The organism is Halogranum roseipondis (assembly GCF_059695585.1).
Genome location: NZ_CM185235.1, coordinates 2,319,301 through 2,339,585 on the forward strand (window position 1 = coordinate 2,319,301; position 20,285 = coordinate 2,339,585).

Sequence of the window (20,285 nt, forward strand, 5' to 3'; positions counted from 1 at the left end):
TCGACTCCGACGCCTCACGGACGGAGTGAGCGCCACCGATAGCTTCACTCGAAAGTTCCACGAATATTTATATATCTTGTGGCCCCTCTACTTCCTCATGCCTACGATTCAGCGGTCACAGCTGGCAGCGCTCGTCTTCTCCGTGCTGCTCTTGGTCGGCAGCGTCGGCGGCGTCGCCGCACAGGACGCGTCTGCCGACGACTCCAACCCCGACTGGGGACAGGAACTGTTCGCGGAGCTCTCGTCGATGGTCGACGACTACAACGCCCACGCCGGCGACGTCGACCTCGGCCCGATCAGTCTCGGCGGCGCGACGAACGTCTACGTGACAGACGGGGACGAGCGGGCGACGTACACGCTCTCCATGGACCGGAACCACCGGATCACGGACGTCCAGCAGGGAATCGACTCGGACGCGAAACGGAAGATGACCACCGACAGAGCCACGATCGACCGCATCGCGAACGCCGACAACCCGGCGGCGGCGTTCCGCTCGGCCGTCGCGAACGGCGACGTCGCCGTCGCCGGCGAGTCCGGACAGTTCGTCGAACAGGTCAAGTGGACCGTCGTCAACGCCCTGAAGGGCTTCCTCCTCTGAGCGACTGTTTTCGACTCGGAGAGCGCCGTCGAGGGCCTCACCGGAACCGCACGACTGGGACGGTCCACAACTCTCATACCCTGTTGTATCGTCGTTCCAGCAATGACACACTCCCGCACCGTCGAGCTCGAGGGTCACATCATCGACTCCGGGATGCTGCAGCAGGCGATGGGTATCGTGATGGACCTCGACGGCAACTTCAACGTCGAGGCGTTCGACGTCGGCGTCCACAAAGAGGACGAGTCGTACTGCAGAATGGAGATCTACGCGGACGACGCGGTGACGCTGCAGGAGATCGTCCACGAACTCCACCAGATCGGGGCGAACCTCACTGACCCGGTCGACGCCAAACTGGTCGCCGCTCCGGCGGATCAGGTCGTCCCCAAGGGGTTCTACTCAACGACGAACCACCCGACGCAAGTTCGCCACGACGGCAAGTGGATCGAGGTCGAGAACATCGAGATGGACTGCGCCATCGTCGTCGAGAGAGCTGACGGACGTCCGCGCGCGTACACGAAGGTACTCAATGCCATCGAGGAGGGCGACCTCGTCGTCACCGACGAGGCGGGTATCCGCGTCGACCCGCCGGAACGACCGCGCGACAGCTCCGGCCCCTTCGGTTTCATGCAGGGCGGAGTCTCCTCGGAGCGACCCTCCGAGTCGCTCATCCGACAGGTCGCGGAGGCGCTCGTCGAGACGAAAGAGAACGGTGGGAAGGTGCTCGTCGTCGCCGGCCCCGCAGTCATCCACGCCGGTGCGGGCGACGACTTGGCGCGACTCGTCCGCGAGGGGTTCGTCGACATGATCTCGGCGGGCAACGGCTTTGCGACCCACGACATCGAACGCGGCCTCTACGGGACGTCGCTGGGGATGGACATGGAGACGATGGAACACCCTCGGAAGGGACACAAACACCACATCTACACCATCAGCGAGGTGATCCGCGCCGGCGGCATCGCCGAGGCGGTCGACGAAGGGCTCGTCGACTCCGGCATCATGTACGAGTGTATCCAGAACGACGTCCCGTACGTGCTCGCAGGGTCGATCCGCGACGACGGCCCACTCCCCGACACCATCACCGACGCCGTCGAGGCGCAGAACGCCATCCGCGAACAGGCCCACGAGGCCGACATGGTGTTGATGCTGTCGACGCTGCTTCACTCGGTCGCCGTCGGCAACTGCCTCTCGTCGACGACGAAGGTCGTCTGCGTCGACATCAACCCCGCGACCGTCACCCAACTGCTCGACCGCGGCAGTTCACAGGCGATCGGGATGGTCACCGACATCGGGACGTTCGTCCCGTCGCTCGCCGACAGAGTGCTCGCCGAGGAGTGACGCTCGAGGCACTAGCCCGCGTTCCCCTACTAATATCTACGGGAGACGTCCACTACTCCCGTCAAGTCAGCTATATTTGATATGTCAGTGACTGTTGTATGGGATTTATATTCACGTCACTGCAGAACGAGATATGGCCAGTCGCTCCGACGATCTCGAGACGGCACACGACACCGGCGTCGCACGGGAGGCGGAGGAACTGGAACGTGCCGGATGGACGGTCACCGCCGCCGTCCCGGGGTGGGACGACCCCGACCCGGTCGACGGCTACGTCCCCGACATCGTCGCCACGAAGCGCAGCACCCGTCGCGTCATCGAGGTCGAGACCGACACTTCGGCCGACCACGACCGGCATACGACGCTCCGAGACGTCGCCGAACGACGACGAGAGACGGTGTTCTACGCCATCCTCGTCGACGCGAACGGGCGGCGCGTCCAGTACACCGACGCGCTCGCCTGACCACGTCGACGCTACACCTCCTCTCGGGGGACGACCACCATCGGTCGGTTCGCGTTCAGGAGGATGTCCTGTGCGACGCTCCCGAAGACGACCTTCGACGTCGGGTTTCGCTTTCTGACTCCGAGGACGATCTCGTCGGCGTCGATCTGCTCCGCGTAGCCGACGACGTCCTCGGCGGGACTGTTCTCGCGGACGAGCTGGTGGGTCTCGACCTCCGCGCTCCCCCCCAGTCGGGCGTCGACGGTGTTGAGCGCGTCCTCGCCGTCGCGGACGTCCGCCGAAGACGTCGCGTCACCACCACGGAGGGAGTTGACGGCGTGGACGACGTCGCCCTCCTGCAGTCGGTCGTCGAGGTAGTCACAGAGCAGTGCGCTGGTGTGAACGGAGTTCGTCGCGAGCACGAACGTTGTCATGTCACACACCGCGCAGCGAGGGCACATAAAACGCTCCACAAAGTACTTGCCGCCGAGCATCTCTTTTATGTGACATGAACCGCGAGACGACACTGACGACCGGCGCCGCCGTCGTGGTCGCGGTCGCCCTCCTCGCGGTCGCCGTCGTCCCCGGGGTGCTCGCCGATCCGACCGACCGCGGGCCGCTCCCGCCGGGCCGCGTCACCCTCGCAGACGACCTGGCGCTCGCACCGAGCAACGTGACCGGGGAGACGGCGACGCTCGACGTCGAGACGCGCCTCCACCACCGGGGGAACACCGCGAACAACGTGACGGTGCGGTTCCGCGCCGTCGACGCCGAGTCCGGGCTCGTCGAGACGACGCGGACCGTCGACGTCGGCAACTTCACTCGGGACGGCGAGCGCGTCGTCCGGACGAACCTGACAGTCCGACGCGAGGGCGACTACCGGATCGAGACGGTCGTCTTCCGCGACACCGAGCGCATCGACTCGGGGACGACGACCGTCCGCGGTCTCGAGGCGCTCACTCCCGCGTACGCCCGGACGAGCGTCGGGTTCACCGACTCGGACGTGTTGCCGCCCGTCGCCGTGTCGGTGGCCGACACCGCGGACAATCGGACGACGCTCTCGCTCGGTGCGTCGCTGACGAACCGCGGCGACGACCCCTCCGAGGACCTGCAGGTGACGCTCGTGTTGCGACAGGCCGACTCGAACCTCGTCGCCGGCCGCCAGACCGTCGACGTCGGAACCGTCCGCCCGGGTCGGACCGCCACCGCCGAGACGACGGTGACGGTCCCCTCGAACTACAACTACTACGTCGACGCGGTGCTGTGGAAAGACGGCGTGATGGTCGACACCGCACAGAGCGTGGCCAACCTCGACCCCCAGCGACGCATCCGGATCAACGAGTCCGTCGAGGAGGTGGAGTTCCGCGTCGAGGACTTCGAGACCGACTCGGAGACCGGCGGCGACGACGGCGGTGGCCCGCGCACGACGACTGAGACCGAGTCGCCCGGCTTCGGCGTCGGTGTGGCGGTAGTCGCGCTGGCCGCGAGTGCGCTCCTCGCACGGCGGTGGTCGCGATGAGATCGCCGTCCGCCGAAGACGGAGACGACCGCCTCGGCTTCACCGACGGCGGCGACGTCGTCGAGTCGGCGACCCCCGGCGAGTCGTCGCGAGACCTGCGGACCTACGTCAACTACGCGATCCTCGCGGGGCTCTGTCTGCTCGCGCTCGTCGCGACGCTGCAGTTCTATCTCAGCACGTCGCGCGCGATCGACGTCTGGGTGACCCGCGAGTACCGCTCGCTGTTTCAGGCCGTGTTCAACCTCGTCGTCCTGCTCGTCGTCGGCGCGGCGATCTCGTTGCAGTTGCGACGGCTGTCCGGGCCGTAGTCGCGCTTCGTCCCCGTCCGCGTCGTCTCGCTCCGTCGACCCGCGTCGCCACCGCCCGCACCCGAGCGTTTATCGGTCTCGTCGTCGCCCATGAGATATGGTACACTTCCTGTTCGTCTCCGCCGACGCCGCCTTGATCACCGACCTCGCGTGGCAGGTCCACAGGGAGGGCCACGACGTGAAGTACTACGTCGAAGCCGAGAGCGACCGCGAGATCGGCGACGGGTTCGTCCCCAAGACCGACGACTGGGAGGCGGAGGTCGAGTGGGCGGACGTGATAGTCTTCGACGACGTCTGGGTCGGATCGGACGTCGGCACTGGTGCGCTCGCCCGAGAACTCCGGGAGCGAGGGAAGGCGGTGATCGGCGGGACGCCGAACACGGATCGCCTCGAGGAGGACCGCGGCTACGCGATGGAGGTCCTCGAGGAGCACGGCGTGAACACTATCGAACACCGCGTGTTCGAGGACTTCGACGCGGGTATCCAGTTCGTCGAAGAGAACCCCGCCGCGTACGTCGTCAAACCGCTCGGCGAGGTACAGAACGTCAAACGCCTGCTGTACGTCGGCGACGAAGACGACGGCAGCGACGTCGTCGACGTCCTGACGGCGTACAAGAAGGCGTGGGGTCACCGGATGAAGGGGTTTCAACTCCAGCGGAAGGTCGACGGCGTCGAGGTCGCGGTCTGTGGGTTCTTCGACGGCGAGACGTTCGTCGATCGGGTGAACTTCAACTTCGAGCACAAGCGACTGTTCCCGGGAAACATCGGCCCCTCGACCGGCGAGATGGGGACCTCGATGTTCTGGGCCGGCCGGAACCGACTGTTCGAGGCGACGCTCGGCAGGCTCGAAGGGTGGCTGGCCGAGGAGGGGTACGTCGGGAGCATCGACATCAACTGCATCGTCAACGAGCGAGGCATCTACCCCCTCGAGTTCACGCCCCGGTTCGGCTATCCGACGATCACGCTCCAGGAGGAGTCGTTCGAGTCGCCGACCGGGGAGTTCCTCTCAGAGCTCGCTCACGGCAACGACCCACAGTTGGCGGTCCACCGAGGGTATCAGGTCGCCGTCCGAGTCGTCTTGCCGCCGTTCCCCTTCGACGACGAGAAGGCGTACGACGAGAACTCCCGGAACGCCGCGGTCGTCTTCGAGACGGAGAGCAGAGAGGGGATCCACCTCGAAGACGCGAAGAACGTCGGCGGCCAGTGGCGCGTCGCGGGCGACAACGGGATGCCGCTCGTCGTCACGGGGAAGGGAGAGACGATGCAGCAGGCACGCGCGCAGTGTTACGACCGCGTCGACAGCATCCTGATACCGAACATGTACTACCGGGACGACGTCGGCGAACGGTGGATCGACGGCGACGGCGACCGCCTGCTGGCGTGGGGGTATCTCGGTCCACCGCAGTAGTTCGCTGGACCGTCTACGGGGACAGACAGTCGCCCCTGGAGGAGTTCGTTTCGATAGCGACTGATTCTTGTTGACCGAAAGACACAAACCAGTCGAACGAGTGAGAGAAGACGATGCCCTCCGAACCCAGCCGTCGGACGCTGTTGGCCGCTTGTAGTGCGATGACCGTTTCTCTCACCGGCTGTCTCTCCGATCTCGGTGTCTCCGGACTCACGGGAGAGGAGTCGACCGGGAACGCCTCGAACGCCGTCGGCGACGCGAACGGGACGGCGAACGCGACCGTCCAGACCGCGCAACCCACCCACTGTATGGCCGTCACCATCGACAGCTACCTCGACCCCCAGAACGACGACTCGGGACGGGAGACGCTGGTCGTCGAAGTCGACCTCGACGTCTCCGATCCGCCGACGCTGAGCGGGGAGATCGTCTCCTGCGACGGGACGGAGTCTGTCTCGAGACAGCTCACCGACGGCGGCGGTCGCTTCGAGTTTGGCCCCTACGAGTCCGACTGTGTCGAACGCTACGACTTCTGGCTCGAAGGCTGTCGAGACGGGTCGAACGCCGAGAACTGACGCAAAACGGACGGTTCAGGCGAGTATCGACCACGCGACGAAGACGACGAGCCCGCCGATGGTGGTGCTCGCGACGGCGTGGAGTCGGAGTCGGTCGAGGAGTTGGTGTGCATCGCCTTCGAGCTTCAACACGTCGTGGATCTCGCTGCCGATCTCACACCGCGGCAGGAAGTCCATCGCCACGTGGAGGAACACGCCGGCGGCGAAGCCGAAGACGACGCCGCGGACCGCACCGGACGCCGGGACGGCGACGAAACTCGAGAGGAGAGCGGTGATGCCGACGCCCGCCGCCGGCAGGAGCAGCGCGGTCCATCCGTGGCCGTTGCGAGTGAGTCTGTCCGCGGCCGCATAGCCCGCCGGTCCCTTGTGAGAGACGATGGCGAGCCCGAGCAGCGGGCCGAGCTCCGGCATGTTGCCGTAGATGATGCCGATGATCGCGCCCGCCGAGAGCGAGTGGGCGCTGAGTTCCGCGACGGTCCGATCGAGTGGGAGATCCATGTGCGCGAGTCGGTGGCCGACGGTGTGCGAGCCGAAGCCGACGAGCAGGCCGAGTGCGATGCCGAACCCGCCGTACTGCGGCGTCCCGCCCGAGACGCCGATCGCCTGCGGGACGAGGAAGACGGCCGCGCTCGTGATCATCGCGCCGCTGGCGAGACCGTACCCCCAGACGAGCGACTCGGCGTGGTCCCGACGGGTGTACGTCGCGACGACGCCCGCACCGGCCATCGCCACGAACGCGACCCACGAGATCCCGAGAAGCTTCCAGAGCCCGGTCTGTGCGGCGAACGCAGAGAGGACGAGCAGCACGGCCACGCTCGCGACACCGACCGTCGAGACCTCACGAAGGCTCCGAGAGCGACCGGCGATGTCGGTGAGTGCCATATTATTAACTCGATGATTGCGCTTAATAGGGCTGTCGATGCGGCGACCGACTCGCCGAGACGCTACGGCGTCGGTGCGGCCTTCTGGAGCGCCGTCTCGGCGATGTTGCCGCCGTAGTCGGCGCTCCGGGAGATGGAGTCGACGATGAGTCCGAGCATCTGTGCGCGGGCGGGGTCGAGCTCACGGAGCAGTTCGTCGATCGCGCGGGCGTGTTCGTCGATCTCCTGGACGGCCTCGCGGGCGTCGTTGGCGAGACGAGTCGCCTCGACGCTGTCGTCGGTGAACAGCGCGTCCATTCCACCGTCGATGACGTCCACTGCGTCGTCGTGGAGTTCGCCGAGCGCCTGGACGACGTTGTCGGGGATGGGCTCTTCGAGCGTCAGCGTGAGGTGGGCGATCTTCGTCGCGTGGTCGCCGATGCGCTCCAACTGCCGCGCGCTGGAGTGGTAGTCGAAGCAGATCTCGCGGGGGAGTCCGAGCTCCTCGGCAGCCTTCGGCGTCCGGAGTGTCGCACGGAAGATACGCGAGACGACCATCCAGAGGCGGTCGACGTCGTCGTCGCGCTGGATCACGTCTCGAGCCATGTCGTCGTCGTTCTCCTCGAGCGCCGCCACGGCGTCTTCGAGCATCGAGAGCGCGATGAGACGCATCCGAGTGACGGCGTTGTGAATCGAGAGCTCCGAGGAGTCGAGCAGGTCGCGGATGACGACCCGGTCGCGCGTTTCCTCGAGCACCTCCAGGCCGACGAGCCCCTGTGTCGCCTTCCGGATCGTCCGACGCTGGTCGTTCGAGATCCGGGAGTTCTCGAGGGCGATGATGTCGAAGCCACTGACGTACATCGTCATCACCGCACGCATGAGTTCGTCGCCGTCGAGGCTCGTGATGTCGAGTGTCCCCTCGGTCCGTTCCTCTTCGCTTCGGGGCGTCAAGAACAGCGAGTCGCCCTCCGGATAGAACTCCACCTGACTGCCCGCGCTGACGCCGTTCTCGGTCGCCCAGTCCTTCGGAATCGACACCGTGTACGTCGATCCACCCGTGACCTGCACCTTCCGTGTCTCGACCATGTGAGTCGTTGGTGCGGACCACACAATAAACCTGGTCATCTCTATATATTGCTGTCTCTCGAACCCATCACTCGGACGAACAGATCTCTCCCATCGCGATCGATCTCGTTGTATCGAGTATCAATATCGGTGAAAATATATCCTTTACAGTCGGTACAGGGCCTGTAGAGCGTCTATCTGCAGTCACTCCCCAGTCCTCTCGTGCGGAGGGCAGTCAGGAGAGGTCTAGTCAGCCCGTGAGTCGTACACATATCTATCACTATATAGTTGTCATAGCAGGGTACTTATGTCTCAGTCGGCCACGAACAATCGATGACGCGACAGACGTCGGATGGAAAAGACGGCGTATCACGGCGGAAGTTCCTCGCCGGTGCAGGGACGGCGAGCGTGATGGGAATCGCGGGCTGTACGACCAACCCCGGCGGGAGTTCCGGTGACGGTGGCTCTGGAAACGGGAGTGCTGGCGGAAGTTCCGGAAGCCTCTCCGGTCAGGTCGTCGTCAAGGGGAGCAGTACCGTCTACCCGGTCTCCTCGGCGATCGCCGAGGAGTTCATGAAGGAACACGAGGTGAACGTCTCGGTCGACTCGACCGGTACCGGTGGCGGGTTCCAGAACCACTTCTGTCCCGGTAACGCCGACATCAACGGCGCGTCGCGCCAGATTCAGGACAGCGAGAAGCAGCTCTGTTCGGAGAACGACGTCGAGCCCGTCGAGTTCCAGGTCGCCAGCGACGCCCTCACCGTCGCGGTCAACAACGAGGCCGACTGGGTCGACTGTCTGAGCTTCGACCAGCTCGCTCAGATCTGGAAGCCCGACGGCGCACAGATGTGGAGCGACATCAACCCCGAGTGGCCCGACGAGGAGTTCGAGCTCTACGGGCCGGCGTCCTCCTCGGGGACGTTCGACTGGTTCATCGAGAACGTCATCGGCGAGGACGGTTCCCTTCGCAGCGACTACGAACCGACCGAGAACGACAACCGCATCATCCAGGGGATCCAGGGCTCGCAGTACGCGATGGGCTTCTTCGGCTTCGCCTACTACCAGGAGAACCGTGAAAACGTCAAAGCGGTCAAGATCAAGGAGAACGCCGACGGAAGCTGCGTCGAGCCGACCATCGAGAACGCCAAGAGCGGCGACTACCCGATGACGCGACCGCTGTTCGTCTACGCGGCGAAGTCCTCGCTGGAGGAGAAACAGCAGGTGTACGCGTTCATGGAGTACTACCTCAACCAGGCCGCGACGGACCTCGTGAGCAGTATCGGCTACGTCCCGGCCAGCACCAAACTCCGCGACGAAAACCTGAACAAACTGAAGCAGTACAGCGGCAACTGAGGCCGTCTGCGACCGCTTCCGACTTTGTCGAGTAGACACAGACACACCACTGAACGACACGAACCATGCTGCTTTTGAAGGCACACAACCCAGTCACCACAAGATGAGCCAGGAAAGTAACCCACCCGACTTCGTCGGTCGCTCGGGCGTCCGTTCTGCGCGCGAGCAGGGGATCAAGTGGCTACTGTTCGGCTGTGCCGCACTCTCGATCGCGGTCACCACGGCGATCGTCGCGACGCTGTTGGTCGACGCCGTCGACTTCTTCCTCAGCGTTCCGCCGCTGGAGTTCTTCCTCGGAACGACGTGGAGTCCGACGATCGATCAGGAGTTCGGCGTCCTTCCGCTGGTCTCGGGGACCCTGTTCGTGACCGCACTCTCGGCGCTCATCGCCATCCCCGTCGGCGTGGCGTCGGCGACGTACCTGAGCGAGTACGCGAGTGAACGGACACGCTCGATACTCAAACCCTCGCTCGAGATTCTGGCCGGCATTCCGACCGTCGTCTACGGCTACTTCGCGCTCGTCTACCTCACGCCCGCACTGGAGTGGCTCGGCGTCCCGCTGAGTACGTTCAACGCCCTCAGTGCGTCCATCATGGTGGGAATCATGATCATCCCGATGGTGTCGAGCCTGAGCGAGGACGCGATGAGCGCCGTCCCCGACTCGCTGCGACAGGCGGGCTACGGGATGGGTGCGACGAAGCTCGAGGTGTCGACCGGCGTCGTCATCCCGGCGGCGGCCTCGGGAATCTTCTCCTCGTTCATCCTCGCGCTCTCGCGGGCGATCGGCGAGACGATGATCGTCGTCGTCGCCGCCGGGATGCGGCCGCGCCTCGTCCCGAGTCCGTTCGAGTCCCTCGAAGTGATGACGGCCGCGATGGTCCAGCTCGTCACGACGGACATCGCCGGCGGGTCGACCGCCTACAAGGCGATGTTCGCGATCGGAATCACGCTGTTCACGATCACGTTCGCCATGAATCTCACCAGTTCGTTCGTCGCATCGCGGTACCGGGAGGAGTACAAATGAACCGAGACAGTGACACCGAGTCCGCGGAGGTGACGGCCTGATGGCGACCGAACACGACGAGCAGACCGGTGACTGGTTCGGGAACACCGAACAGATCAACCGACTCCCTGGCAAGGTGTTCGCGGCGGTCTGTCTTTCGGCGACGCTGTTCGGCATCGTGATGGTCGCCGGGTTGCTCGTCTACGTGACGAAAGACGCGATCCGGCCGTTCACCGCCAACCCCGGTTGGTTCCTCGTCTTCTTCCTGACGCTCGTGCTCCCGTCGACTGCGTTCCTCGGCTATCTCTGGCGGCGAACCGACGGTGGGGCCACCGTCGGGACGACCGCGCTCGGGATTCCGCTGTTCGGGCTACTGCTCGGCAGTGGCGTCCTGCTACTGTTCATCGACGTACTCAGCATCTTCGAGTGGCTCGCGTTCGTCGTCGCCGCCGTCGTAGCGGGAGGGGTTCTCGCCGGTCACAGGCGGTTCCGGCCGAGAGCGTCGTTCGTCGAGGAGCTTCTCGTCGGTGCGATCACTCTCCTCGGACTCGCGCCGCTGACGTTCCAGTTCGTCTCCACGTATCCGGTTCTCCCGCAGGCGTGGATCATCTACCTGCTCACGTTCGGCCTCGGCGGGGCGGCCGTCGGCGGTCTCGTCGTCGCTCGCCGTCGTAACGACCAGCGCTCCGGGCTTCTCGCCTTCGCAGCGCTGTTCGTGACGGTGACCGCCGGCGTGTTCATCGACCCCTCGACCGGCATCACGCCGCCCGTGTGGGTCATCCTCTTTACGTTCGCTGGCGTTCCCACGGCGCTGTACGCCGAGGGCGTCGTCCGTCGCAGAGACGGCCGCCCCGTCGGCTTGTTGTTCCCGCTCGTCGTCGTCGCCGGGACGCTCCTCGGCGCTGCACTGGTGAACGTGCTCGGGTTCGCCGGGCCCGAAGCGTGGCTCGACTTCCAGTTCCTCACGAACGCGAACTCCCGGTTCCCCGAAGAAGCCGGTATCTACCCGGCACTCATCGGGTCGATCCTGATGATGGTCGTCGTCGCCGTCTCGTCGTTCCCCATCGGCGTCGGTGCGGCGCTGTATCTCGAAGAGTACGCTCCGAGCGACGGTCCGCTCGGAGTCGTCGTGAAGTTCATCGAGATCAACATCGCGAACCTCGCTGGCGTCCCGTCGGTCGTCTACGGCCTGCTGGGACTGGCGCTGTTCGTCAACTGGCTCGACTTCGCCAGCGGTATCGTCGTCGTCGGCGGGATGACCGTCGGACTGCTCATCTTGCCGATCATCATCATCTCGGCACAGGAGGCGATCCGGGCAGTACCGGAATCGCTCCGGGAGGCGTCCTACGGGATGGGTGCGACCCGCTGGCAGACGGTTCGGCGAGTCGTCCTCCCCGAGGCGATTCCGGGGATCCTCACCGGAAGTATTCTCGCGTTCGGCCGCGCCATCGGCGAGACGGCTCCGCTGCTGATGATCGGGGCCGCGGCGTCGGTGTTCCGCGCGCCGGACGGCTTCTTCGACATCTTCAGCGCGATGCCGCGACAGATCTACACCTGGGTCGGTCAGCCGTCCCAAGAGTTCCAGTACGGCGTGATGGCCGCAGGCGTCGTCACGCTCGTCACGGTGATGCTGTCGATGAACGCCGCAGCGATACTCATCCGGAACAAATATGAGCGGAGGTCGTAAACAATGAGCAACAAGAACATGACTGCTTCCGAACCGAACACCGAGAGCGACAGTACCGTCGAATCGCAGACGTCGCCCCGACCCGGGTCGGAAGTAGTCGACAGCAGCGAGCAGAACAGTGCCCAACGAAACGAGACGGTCGTCTCGTCGCGGGACCTCGACGTCTTCTACGGCGAGACACAGGCGCTACAGAACATCGACATCGACATCCCGAAACGGCAGGTGACCGCGATGATCGGTCCGTCGGGCTGTGGAAAGTCGACGTTCCTCCGGTGTATCAACCGGATGAACGATCTCATCCCCTCCTGTCGGATCGACGGCGAGTTGCGCTTCGAGGGGAAGAACGTCTACGACGACGACGTCGACCCCGTCGCGCTCCGCCGTCGCATCGGGATGGTGTTTCAGTCGCCGAACCCGTTCCCGAAGACCATCTACGAGAACGTCGCCTACGGGCTGAAGATTCAGGGCAAGACCGACAACATGGACGAGAAGGTCGAACAGGCCCTCAAGTCCGCGGCGCTGTGGGACGAGGTGAAAGACCGCCTCGACGAGTCCGGTCTCGACCTCTCCGGCGGCCAACAGCAGCGACTCTGTATCGCCCGCGCCATCGCCGTCGACCCCGACGTCATCCTGATGGACGAGCCGGCGTCGGCGCTCGACCCGGTCGCCACCTCGCAGGTCGAAGACCTCATCGCCGACCTCGCCGAGGACTACACCGTCGTCATCGTCACGCACAACATGCAGCAGGCGGCCCGCATCTCCGACAAGACGGCCGTCTTCCTCACCGGCGGAGAACTCGTCGAGTTCGACGACACCCAGAAGATCTTCGAGAACCCCGAGAGTCAGCGGGTCGAAGACTACATCACCGGCAAGTTCGGATAACCGCGTCGAACTCGGGTCACGGCTGCATCGACGGTCACTCGTCCCCCGACCACGGCAGAACGGCCGTCGTAGGGCGGTCTCGTCGGGTGACACAGCATATTTAACAGTTCGGACAGTCAACTGCTCACCATGGCACGCGTAGAATATCAACAGCGACTCGAGGACCTCCGTGAGGACGTCCTCTACATGAGCGAAGTCGTCGGCGAACGACTCCGAAAGGGGTTCGACGCCCTCGAACAGAAGGACAACCGACTCGCCGAGGAGGTCATCGAAGGCGACGGCGAGATCAACCGGATGTACCTCGATCTCGAACAGGACTGTATCGACCTCTTGGCGCTTCAACAGCCGGTGGCGGGCGACCTCCGGTTCATCGCCGCGTCGTTCAAGATCATCACCGACCTCGAACGTATCGCCGACCTGGCGACGAACCTCGGCCAGTACGCCATCGCCGCCGAAAACGACGTCTTCCCCGACGTCGACATCCAGCGGATCGGTGAGGAGACCATCGAGATGCTCGAGCAGTCGATGGCCGCCTACCGGAGCGAGGACGTCGAGCTCTGTTACGACGTCGCGAGCAACGACGACGAGGTCGACGCGATGTGCGAGGCCGCGAGCGAACTCGTCGTCCGTGATCTCCTCGAGAGCGACCCGCTGGACGAGGACACCGACATCGACACCGAGTCGCTCATGCGCGAGGTGTCGCGACTGCTCCTCACCATCCGCGACGTCGAACGCATCGGCGACCACGCGGTCAACATCGCCGCGCGGACGCTCTACATGATCGACAACAACGACGAACTGCTGTACTAACCCTCGACATCTTTCGGCGTCGGATCTACTCAAAAAAACCCGTCCTCGCGGTTTCACAGGTAGAAAGACGCAAAGCGTCTTTCGCTGCTGAACGAGGTCGCTCGTTCGGTCTCCAGCTCTCACTCGCGGTGCGATATCCTCGACACTCTCCACGCCCACTCGCACGTCAGTCGTCGCCCTCGTCCGGTTCCTTCACGTAAAACTCGATGGCGACCGTCGTCTTGAATCGGGGGTCCGTCCCGACGGAGAAATCCAGTGACTGTTCGACGACTTCGGCCGACTGGATGTGTGAGACGCTGGCCTCGGTTCGATCGACAGCTTTCAGCGCTGCGTCCTCCCACGAGTCGGTACTCGTCGCCGAGATGGTGACGTGTTTCGAGACGGCCATAGCAACTGTACGGCTTTCGAGCAGATAGCTGTTCGCTGGTTGAGGAGTCGAGGGAGATCGATTCGGCGCCTCGAAGAGACGGGGTAAGGAGAGTCTGGAGCGAGTCAGTTCGCTACTGGAACCCGATGCGGCCGTCGCGACGTTCGCCGATCTGCTCGCGACCGCCGCCTTTGAACTGCTCTTCCATCTTCTCGTAGTAGCCGAGCAGGTCCTCGGTGATGGTCGGACGGACCGACTCCATCGCCTTCCGGAAGTGCCGCATCTCGACCTCCTCGGCGTCGTCGTCCTCGCGGAGCGCCTCGATGGCGGCCTCGCGGGCGATCGACTCGAGGTCGGATCCGACGTAGCCTTCGGTGATCTCGGCGATCTCACGCAGGCTGACGTCGGGCGCGAGCGGCATCCCCGTCGTGTGGATCCTGAGGATCTGCTCGCGGCCCTCCTCGCCGGGCGATCCGATCATCACGAGGCGGTCGAACCGCCCCGAACGGATGAGCGCCGGGTCGATCATATCCGGTCTGTTGGTCGCGCCGATCACCATCACGTCGCCCATCTCTTCCAGGCCGTCCAGTTCGGTCAGAAGTTGGTTGACGACGCGCTCGGAGACGTTGTTGCCCATCTCCTGTCCGCGGCTGGGTGCGAGGCTGTCGAGTTCGTCGAAGAAGATGATACACGGCGACACCTGCCGCGCCTTGCGGAAGGTCTGTCTGATCGCCTTCTCGGACTCGCCGACCCACTTCGAGAGCAGCTGCGGGCCGCGCACCGAGATGAAGTTGGCGTTCGTCTCGTTGGCGACGGCCTTCGCCATCAACGTCTTCCCGGTTCCCGGCGGCCCGTAGAGGAGCACACCTGCCGGCGGCTCGATACCCATCCGCGAGAACTTCTCTCGCTCGGTGAGCGGCCACTCGACGCTCTCTTTGACCTTCTGTTTGGGGCCTTCGAGCCCCCCGACGTCGTCCCAGGTGATCTTCGGCAGTTCGACGAGCACCTCGCGCATCGCGCTCGGTTCCACCTCGGCGAGCGCGCCGTTGAAGTCGTCTCGCTTGACGATCATCCGGTCGATGAGACTCGGCGGGATGTCGTCTTCGTCGAGGTCGATCTCGGGGAGGTAGCGCCGGAGCGCCTTCATCGCAGCCTCCTTCGTCAGGCTCTCGATGTCGGCACCGACGAAGCCGTGGGTCTCGTCTGCGAGGTAGTCCAACGAGACGTCGTCGGAGAGCGGCATCCCGCGAGTGTGGACCTGCAGGATCTCCTTACGTCCCATCTCGTCGGGGACGCCGATCTCGATCTCGCGGTCGAACCGACCGGGGCGGCGGAGTGCGGGGTCGACGGAGTCGACGCGGTTCGTCGCCGCGATGACGATGACCTGGCCTCTGGTCTCGAGGCCGTCCATCATCGTCAGCAGCTGGGCGACGACACGGCGTTCGACCTCGCCGGTGACGTCCTCGCGTTTCGGCGCGATAGAGTCGAGTTCGTCGATGAAGATGATCGACGGCGACTCCTCTTTGGCGTCCTCGAAGATCTCCCGCAGCTGCTGTTCGGACTCGCCGTAGTACTTCGAGATGATTTCGGGGCCGGCGATAGAGAAGAAACTCGCCGACGTCTCGTTGGCGACTGCCTTCGCCAACAGCGTCTTCCCGGTGCCCGGCGGGCCGTGCAGCAGCACCCCCTGCGGCGGCTCGATGCCGAGCTTCTTGAAGATCTGCGGATGTTTCATCGGCAGTTCGACCATCTCGCGGACGCGCTGGATCTCGCCTTGGAGGCCACCGATGTCCTCGTAGGTGATGCCGCCGCTGGCCTTCTCGAAGCCGGAGATGGGCTCCTCGCGGAGTTCGACCTCGGTGTCCTCGGTGACGAGGACGACGCCCTCGGGGTCGGTCTCGACGGCGATGAGCGGGATCGCCTGTCCGGGCGAGCGCATGAACGGGTGGTTCGTACTCGACATCACGGGGACGATGTCGCGCTCGACGACCGGGCGCTTGAGGATCTGCCGTTTGACCATCCCGGCGGCGTCGCTGCCGAACTGGACGCTGGCTTCCTCCGGCGGGGCGAGGACGAGTTTCTCGGCCTTCTTCGCCTCGGCCTTCCGGATCGTCACTCGCTCGCCGATGCCGACGTCGGCGTTCTGTCGAGTGAACCCGTCGATGCGGACGGTGTCGGTGTTCCAGTCTTGTCGGTCCGCACGCCACACCTTCGCGGCAGTGGTCTCTGCACCCTCGATTTCGATGATATCTCCCGGCGAGAGTTTGAGATGGAGCAGCGTGTCCGGATCAAGACGGGCGATACCACGACCCGAGTCGTTCGGGTACGCCTTCGCCACTTCGAGTTGGACTTCGTTCATAGTTCACTTGCGGGGATACGTTCCCCTGCGCTTCCGCGTCGGTTAAGTGCTTTGCTACCCCCCACCGAGCGTCGATCGTGTGTCATCTGTTAGCACATACGGTAGGGTCGTACAAATCCCTACCGGGTTCAACAGACGACACAGGGATGCTCGGTGCGAGACGGAGACGCTTTTGCCGCTGGGACCGCCTTCTCCGGTATGCGTACACTCGCCTTCGACGGCCGGATGGGTGCCAGCGGAGATATGCTCCTCGCTGCGCTCGTCGCCGCCGGTGCCGACTCCGAGGTCCTCGCTCCCGTCGAGGAGGCGCTCGACGTCCGCTACGAGATCGGCACGACGGAGAGAAACGGGATCCGAGCGACCACCGTCGACGTCCTCCTGACGGACGACGAGGAGCGGCCGGACGCCAGCGACGACGAGGTCGAGAGACACGAGCAGGAGGACGGTGATCACGATCACGACCACAGCCACGGCCACAGTCACGACCACGATCACGACCACAGCCACGGCCACAGTCACGACCACGATCACGACCACCAGCACGCAGAGGGTCACGGCCCACACCGAACCTACGCCGAGGTGGTCGAACTCGTCGAGGGGATGGAGCTCCCGACGGACGTCGAACGCGACGCGCTCGCCGTCTTCGAGCGACTCGGGGAGGCCGAGGCGTCGGTTCACGGCACCGACCTCGACGACACCCACTTCCACGAGGTCGGCGCGGACGACGCAATCGCCGACGTCGTCGGCACCTGTCTGCTCCTCGCGGACCTCGACGTCGACCGCGTCGTGACGACGCCGCTGGCGACGGGTGGCGGCGAGGTCGACATCGACCACGGCGTCTACCCCGTCCCGACGCCGGCGGTCGTCGAGATCGCCCAGCGGGCCGACTGGTCACTGAAGGGCGGCCCCGTCGAGGCCGAACTGCTCACCCCCACCGGTGCCGCCATCCTCGCACACTTCGCCGAGGGCGTCGACCACCTGCCGCCGCTCACGCTCGACAGTTCGGGGTACGGGGCCGGCGGCTACACCTTCCCCAGCCACCCGAACGTCCTCCGTGCGCTCGTCGGCGACGGCGGCGACCGACTGACTCGCGACGAGATCACCGTCCTGGAGACGAACCTCGACGACGCACCCCCGGAGGTGCTCGGCGGGCTACAGGAGACGCTGAAGGCCGCGGGCGCTCGCGACGTCTCGGTCATTCCAGCGACGATGAAGAAGTCCCGGCCAGGCCATCTGGTGAAGGTCGTCGTCAAACCCGAGGACGCCGAGCGCGTCGCCCGAGAACTGGCCGAGGAGACGGGGACGCTCGGCATCCGCGAGCACGGTGCGGGCCACCGCTGGATCGCCTCCCGGTCGTTCGAGACGGCGACGCTCGACGTCGACGGGACGGCGTACGACGTCACGGTCAAGGTCGCCAGCGACGCCGCCGGCGACGTCTACGACTACAGCGCCGAGTACGACGACGCCCTCGCGGTCGCACTCGAGACGGAGCTGTCGGTCCGCGAGGTGATGCGGCGAGCCGAGGAGACGGTTCGGTCCGCGTCGTAGTCGTCCCGTTACGCGTCCGATTCGTCGCCCGTCTCTCCGTCGATTGCGGCGTCGTCCGTTGCGGCGTCGTCCGATCCGTCTCTCCCGTCTCGGTGCGTCGCCAGCGCTTCGTCGACGGTGAGTTCGCCCGAGGCGACCCGGCGGGCGAGCGTCTCGTCGATGGTGCGGTTGTCGCTGGAGCGCTCACGCGACTCGTTTTTGATCCGCTGGAGTTCGCCGGCCGTCGGTTCGATGTCGCGGCTCTGGACGGCTTCGCCCTCCAGTCGGGCGATGTTGACCGCGGCCAACACGTCGCCCATCCCGCGGACCCCGGTGCCGAGGTAGGGGGTCGTCCCCGTCTCGTCGACCATCTCGACGCGCGCCTCCTGGAGCTGGTTTATCAGCTTCGCACTCTGGAGTCGGTCGCCGTCGCCGACGCGGACGAGCGCGTCGGGAGCGTCCGCGATCTCGCGCCGGATCACGTCGACGGCGTCGGCTATCGGCACGTGGAAGGCGGCCACGACGACGTCGCCGACGAGCACGGCGATACCGGGGCGCGGTCCGGGGTCGACGCCCACGACGGTTCGTCCGTCGCTGCTGCGGAGGGCGGCGAGCGCCTCCTCGACGCCGTGACGGGCGTCCGCGGCGGCGACGACGACGTGGACGACGTCGTCGAAACTGAGTCCGTCCGTCGGCGCTGAGAGGACGACCCGCGTCCCGTCGGGGAGCTCCTCGTCGGGGCGGACCGTCGTGAAGGTGACGCCCCGCTCGCGGAGTTCGGCGACGGCCTCGTGGTAGAGTTCGAAGTCATCGGTGGCGACGACGATCACGAGCGACGTTCGCCGGGTACCCGAAAAAACGTGTCGGGGGCGGCCACCGGACCGGGGGCTTTTTGCGGAGAACGCGCCAACTGCGGCCGTGAGCGAGTCTATCTCCACCGGCTGTGCGCCGCTCGACGACCTCCTCGACGGCGGGTTCGAGCGCGGCACCGTGACGCAGGTGTACGGCCCGCCAGCGGCGGGTAAGACCAACCTCGCGCTGTCGGCGGCCGTCGAGGTCGCCGCGGCCGGTGGAACTGCGGTGTACATCGACAGCGAGGGGCTCTCTATCGACCGCTTCCGGCAACTCGTGGAGGCTCGTACCGACGATGCCACCGAGTTCGAGGAGATCGCCTCGCGACTCGTCATCACCGAGATCTACGACTTCGAAGAGCAGGAGGAGGCGGTCCGCGACGCCGCCGAGTTCGCCGAACGAGCCGACGTCATCGTCCTCGACAGCGCGACCGGGTTCTACCGTCTCGAACGCACCGGTGAGGGCGACGGCGGCGAGTCGCTCAGACGAGTCGCCCGACAGGTGACGCATCTGCTGTCGCTCGCACGGAAACACGACCTGGCCGTCGTGCTCACCAACCAGGTCTACTCCGACCCCGACAGCGACACGACCCGGGCGCTGGGGGGTCACACACTCGAACACTGGACCGGTGCGGTGCTCCGACTCGACCGCTTCCGCGGCGGCAACCGACGGGCGACGCTCGAGAAACACCGTGCAAAACCCGCCGGCGAGTCGGTGACGTTCAAGATCACCGACGGCGGGATGACCGGCACCACCGAGTTCTGAGCGCCCGTTCCGTTCTGTGGCACGCTCCTCCCTGCGAAACGTACTTTACTCTGAAGAAGAATGTTCGATTCGATGAACTATCGCACACCGACGACGGCGGGCGTCGGCGTCGGCGGCATCGGAGTCGCGGTCACCGGGCTCGCGACCGTCCTGCTCGCTGTCATCCCGGACTACCCGTGGGCGTCGACCGCCGCCGCTCGTACCGACGCCATCCTCAGGTGGTCCGGACTCGTGATGACCGGAGGCGAGATCGTACTGGTGTTCGGCCTCCCGCTTCTCAGCGCCCTGCTGGCGGCATCGTTGACGGCCTCCGGTCACACGCCGAGGCGTGTGCTACGGGGGTTCGTCGTCGGCGGACTCGTCTTCGGTCTCGGAGTCGCACTGCTCGGTGAGACGGTGACCGTCCTCCTCACCGACGACCCCGCACTCGGGCGATCGCTCGTCGGCCACGCCGTCGACGTCGTCGAACGGGGCGGCCGCGTCGTCGTCGGGGCACTCGTCGGCGTCTGCTGTGCGTTCGTCGTCGAGCGTCGCTGACGAGTCGACGAGCCAAAAAAGCGGGTCGAGCGTGAACGG

21 protein-coding genes are annotated in these 20,285 nt (G+C 65.3%); 15 read left to right on the plus strand and 6 right to left on the minus strand.

Translation table 11 applies throughout. The features are described 5' to 3' along the window. The first annotated feature begins 97 nt into the window (after window positions 1-97). The 3 genes from EOHIBHHM_RS12135 (at window position 98) to EOHIBHHM_RS12145 (ending at window position 2,393) form a co-directional block, all read left to right on the plus strand. Window positions 98-598 carry a hypothetical protein gene (locus EOHIBHHM_RS12135; RefSeq protein WP_497250906.1) on the plus strand — a complete coding sequence of 167 codons (501 nt, stop codon included), beginning with the start codon at window positions 98-100 and terminating at the stop codon, window positions 596-598. Between the two features lie 102 nt (window positions 599-700). After that, window positions 701-1,933 carry an ornithine cyclodeaminase, nickel-pincer nucleotide-dependent gene (locus EOHIBHHM_RS12140; RefSeq protein ID WP_497250908.1) on the plus strand — a complete coding sequence of 411 codons (1,233 nt, stop codon included), beginning with the start codon at window positions 701-703 and terminating at the stop codon, window positions 1,931-1,933. Between the two features lie 133 nt (window positions 1,934-2,066). Then, on the plus strand, window positions 2,067-2,393 hold the full coding sequence (locus EOHIBHHM_RS12145) for a hypothetical protein (RefSeq protein ID WP_497250910.1): 327 nt from the start codon (window positions 2,067-2,069) through the stop codon (window positions 2,391-2,393). 11 nt (window positions 2,394-2,404) lie between these two features. On the opposite strand, the gene EOHIBHHM_RS12150 is transcribed toward EOHIBHHM_RS12145, so the two are convergent. Next, the gene (locus EOHIBHHM_RS12150) at window positions 2,405-2,806 is read right to left on the minus strand and encodes a universal stress protein (RefSeq protein WP_497250912.1); all 402 of its coding nucleotides are present in this window, start codon (window positions 2,804-2,806) and stop codon (window positions 2,405-2,407) included. Between the two features lie 74 nt (window positions 2,807-2,880). Here EOHIBHHM_RS12150 and EOHIBHHM_RS12155 point away from each other — a divergent pair, with 74 nt between their 5' ends. The 4 genes from EOHIBHHM_RS12155 to EOHIBHHM_RS12170 all read left to right on the plus strand — a co-directional run bounded on the left by EOHIBHHM_RS12155 (window position 2,881) and on the right by EOHIBHHM_RS12170 (window position 6,179). Further along, complete coding sequence (locus EOHIBHHM_RS12155) at window positions 2,881-3,891, plus strand: DUF7490 domain-containing protein (RefSeq protein WP_497250914.1); 1,011 nt, start codon at window positions 2,881-2,883, stop codon at window positions 3,889-3,891. Further along, window positions 3,888-4,199: a DUF8060 family membrane protein gene (locus EOHIBHHM_RS12160; RefSeq protein ID WP_497250916.1), complete on the plus strand. Its 312-nt coding sequence runs from the start codon at window positions 3,888-3,890 to the stop codon at window positions 4,197-4,199. Before EOHIBHHM_RS12155 ends, EOHIBHHM_RS12160 begins: the two co-directional genes overlap by 4 nt. Before the next feature lie 97 nt (window positions 4,200-4,296). Continuing rightward, window positions 4,297-5,607 carry a phosphoribosylamine--glycine ligase gene (locus EOHIBHHM_RS12165; protein ID WP_497250918.1) on the plus strand — a complete coding sequence of 437 codons (1,311 nt, stop codon included), beginning with the start codon at window positions 4,297-4,299 and terminating at the stop codon, window positions 5,605-5,607. Window positions 5,608-5,768: 161 nt separating this feature from the next. Then, window positions 5,769-6,179 carry a hypothetical protein gene (locus EOHIBHHM_RS12170; RefSeq protein WP_497250920.1) on the plus strand — a complete coding sequence of 137 codons (411 nt, stop codon included), beginning with the start codon at window positions 5,769-5,771 and terminating at the stop codon, window positions 6,177-6,179. Between the two features lie 15 nt (window positions 6,180-6,194). Here EOHIBHHM_RS12170 and EOHIBHHM_RS12175 read toward each other — a convergent pair whose 3' ends face one another. Beyond that, on the minus strand, window positions 6,195-7,061 hold the full coding sequence (locus EOHIBHHM_RS12175) for a ZIP family metal transporter (protein ID WP_497250922.1): 867 nt from the start codon (window positions 7,059-7,061) through the stop codon (window positions 6,195-6,197). 62 nt (window positions 7,062-7,123) lie between these two features. Further along, the gene (locus EOHIBHHM_RS12180) at window positions 7,124-8,125 is read right to left on the minus strand and encodes a PhoU domain-containing protein (RefSeq protein ID WP_497250924.1); all 1,002 of its coding nucleotides are present in this window, start codon (window positions 8,123-8,125) and stop codon (window positions 7,124-7,126) included. Window positions 8,126-8,437: 312 nt separating this feature from the next. Between EOHIBHHM_RS12180 and EOHIBHHM_RS12185 the strand changes: the two genes are divergently transcribed. The 5 genes from EOHIBHHM_RS12185 (at window position 8,438) to phoU (ending at window position 13,839) form a co-directional block, all read left to right on the plus strand. After that, on the plus strand, window positions 8,438-9,457 hold the full coding sequence (locus tag EOHIBHHM_RS12185) for a PstS family phosphate ABC transporter substrate-binding protein (RefSeq protein WP_497250926.1): 1,020 nt from the start codon (window positions 8,438-8,440) through the stop codon (window positions 9,455-9,457). 103 nt (window positions 9,458-9,560) lie between these two features. Further along, window positions 9,561-10,481: a phosphate ABC transporter permease subunit PstC gene (gene pstC / locus EOHIBHHM_RS12190; RefSeq protein ID WP_497250928.1), complete on the plus strand. Its 921-nt coding sequence runs from the start codon at window positions 9,561-9,563 to the stop codon at window positions 10,479-10,481. Between the two features lie 40 nt (window positions 10,482-10,521). Beyond that, complete coding sequence (pstA, locus tag EOHIBHHM_RS12195; RefSeq protein ID WP_497250930.1) at window positions 10,522-12,147, plus strand: phosphate ABC transporter permease PstA; 1,626 nt, start codon at window positions 10,522-10,524, stop codon at window positions 12,145-12,147. A 3-nt stretch (window positions 12,148-12,150) separates the two neighbouring features. Next, window positions 12,151-13,029: a phosphate ABC transporter ATP-binding protein PstB gene (gene pstB, locus EOHIBHHM_RS12200; protein WP_497250932.1), complete on the plus strand. Its 879-nt coding sequence runs from the start codon at window positions 12,151-12,153 to the stop codon at window positions 13,027-13,029. 129 nt (window positions 13,030-13,158) lie between these two features. Continuing rightward, the gene (gene phoU / locus EOHIBHHM_RS12205) at window positions 13,159-13,839 is read left to right on the plus strand and encodes a phosphate signaling complex protein PhoU (protein WP_497250934.1); all 681 of its coding nucleotides are present in this window, start codon (window positions 13,159-13,161) and stop codon (window positions 13,837-13,839) included. A gap of 166 nt (window positions 13,840-14,005) precedes the next feature. Here the strand turns inward: phoU and EOHIBHHM_RS12210 are convergent, their stop codons facing one another. Together EOHIBHHM_RS12210 and EOHIBHHM_RS12215 are read right to left on the minus strand one after the other, a co-directional pair. Next, a complete protein-coding gene (locus EOHIBHHM_RS12210) occupies window positions 14,006-14,227 on the minus strand; it encodes a dodecin family protein (protein WP_497250936.1) in 222 nt (73 codons plus the stop codon). 112 nt (window positions 14,228-14,339) lie between these two features. Next, window positions 14,340-16,565 carry a CDC48 family AAA ATPase gene (locus tag EOHIBHHM_RS12215; protein ID WP_497250938.1) on the minus strand — a complete coding sequence of 742 codons (2,226 nt, stop codon included), beginning with the start codon at window positions 16,563-16,565 and terminating at the stop codon, window positions 14,340-14,342. 198 nt (window positions 16,566-16,763) lie between these two features. On the opposite strand from EOHIBHHM_RS12215, the gene larC reads away from it, so the two are divergent. Continuing rightward, complete coding sequence (gene larC / locus EOHIBHHM_RS12220; RefSeq protein ID WP_497250940.1) at window positions 16,764-18,113, plus strand: nickel pincer cofactor biosynthesis protein LarC; 1,350 nt, start codon at window positions 16,764-16,766, stop codon at window positions 18,111-18,113. 8 nt (window positions 18,114-18,121) lie between these two features. Here larC and EOHIBHHM_RS12225 read toward each other — a convergent pair whose 3' ends face one another. Then, window positions 18,122-18,922: a hypothetical protein gene (locus EOHIBHHM_RS12225; protein ID WP_497250942.1), complete on the minus strand. Its 801-nt coding sequence runs from the start codon at window positions 18,920-18,922 to the stop codon at window positions 18,122-18,124. A gap of 88 nt (window positions 18,923-19,010) precedes the next feature. Between EOHIBHHM_RS12225 and radB the strand changes: the two genes are divergently transcribed. Beyond that, the gene (gene radB, locus EOHIBHHM_RS12230; RefSeq protein WP_497250944.1) at window positions 19,011-19,709 is read left to right on the plus strand and encodes a DNA repair and recombination protein RadB; all 699 of its coding nucleotides are present in this window, start codon (window positions 19,011-19,013) and stop codon (window positions 19,707-19,709) included. A gap of 72 nt (window positions 19,710-19,781) precedes the next feature. After that, the gene (locus EOHIBHHM_RS12235; RefSeq protein ID WP_497250946.1) at window positions 19,782-20,246 is read left to right on the plus strand and encodes a hypothetical protein; all 465 of its coding nucleotides are present in this window, start codon (window positions 19,782-19,784) and stop codon (window positions 20,244-20,246) included. The last annotated feature ends 39 nt before the right edge of the window (window positions 20,247-20,285 follow it).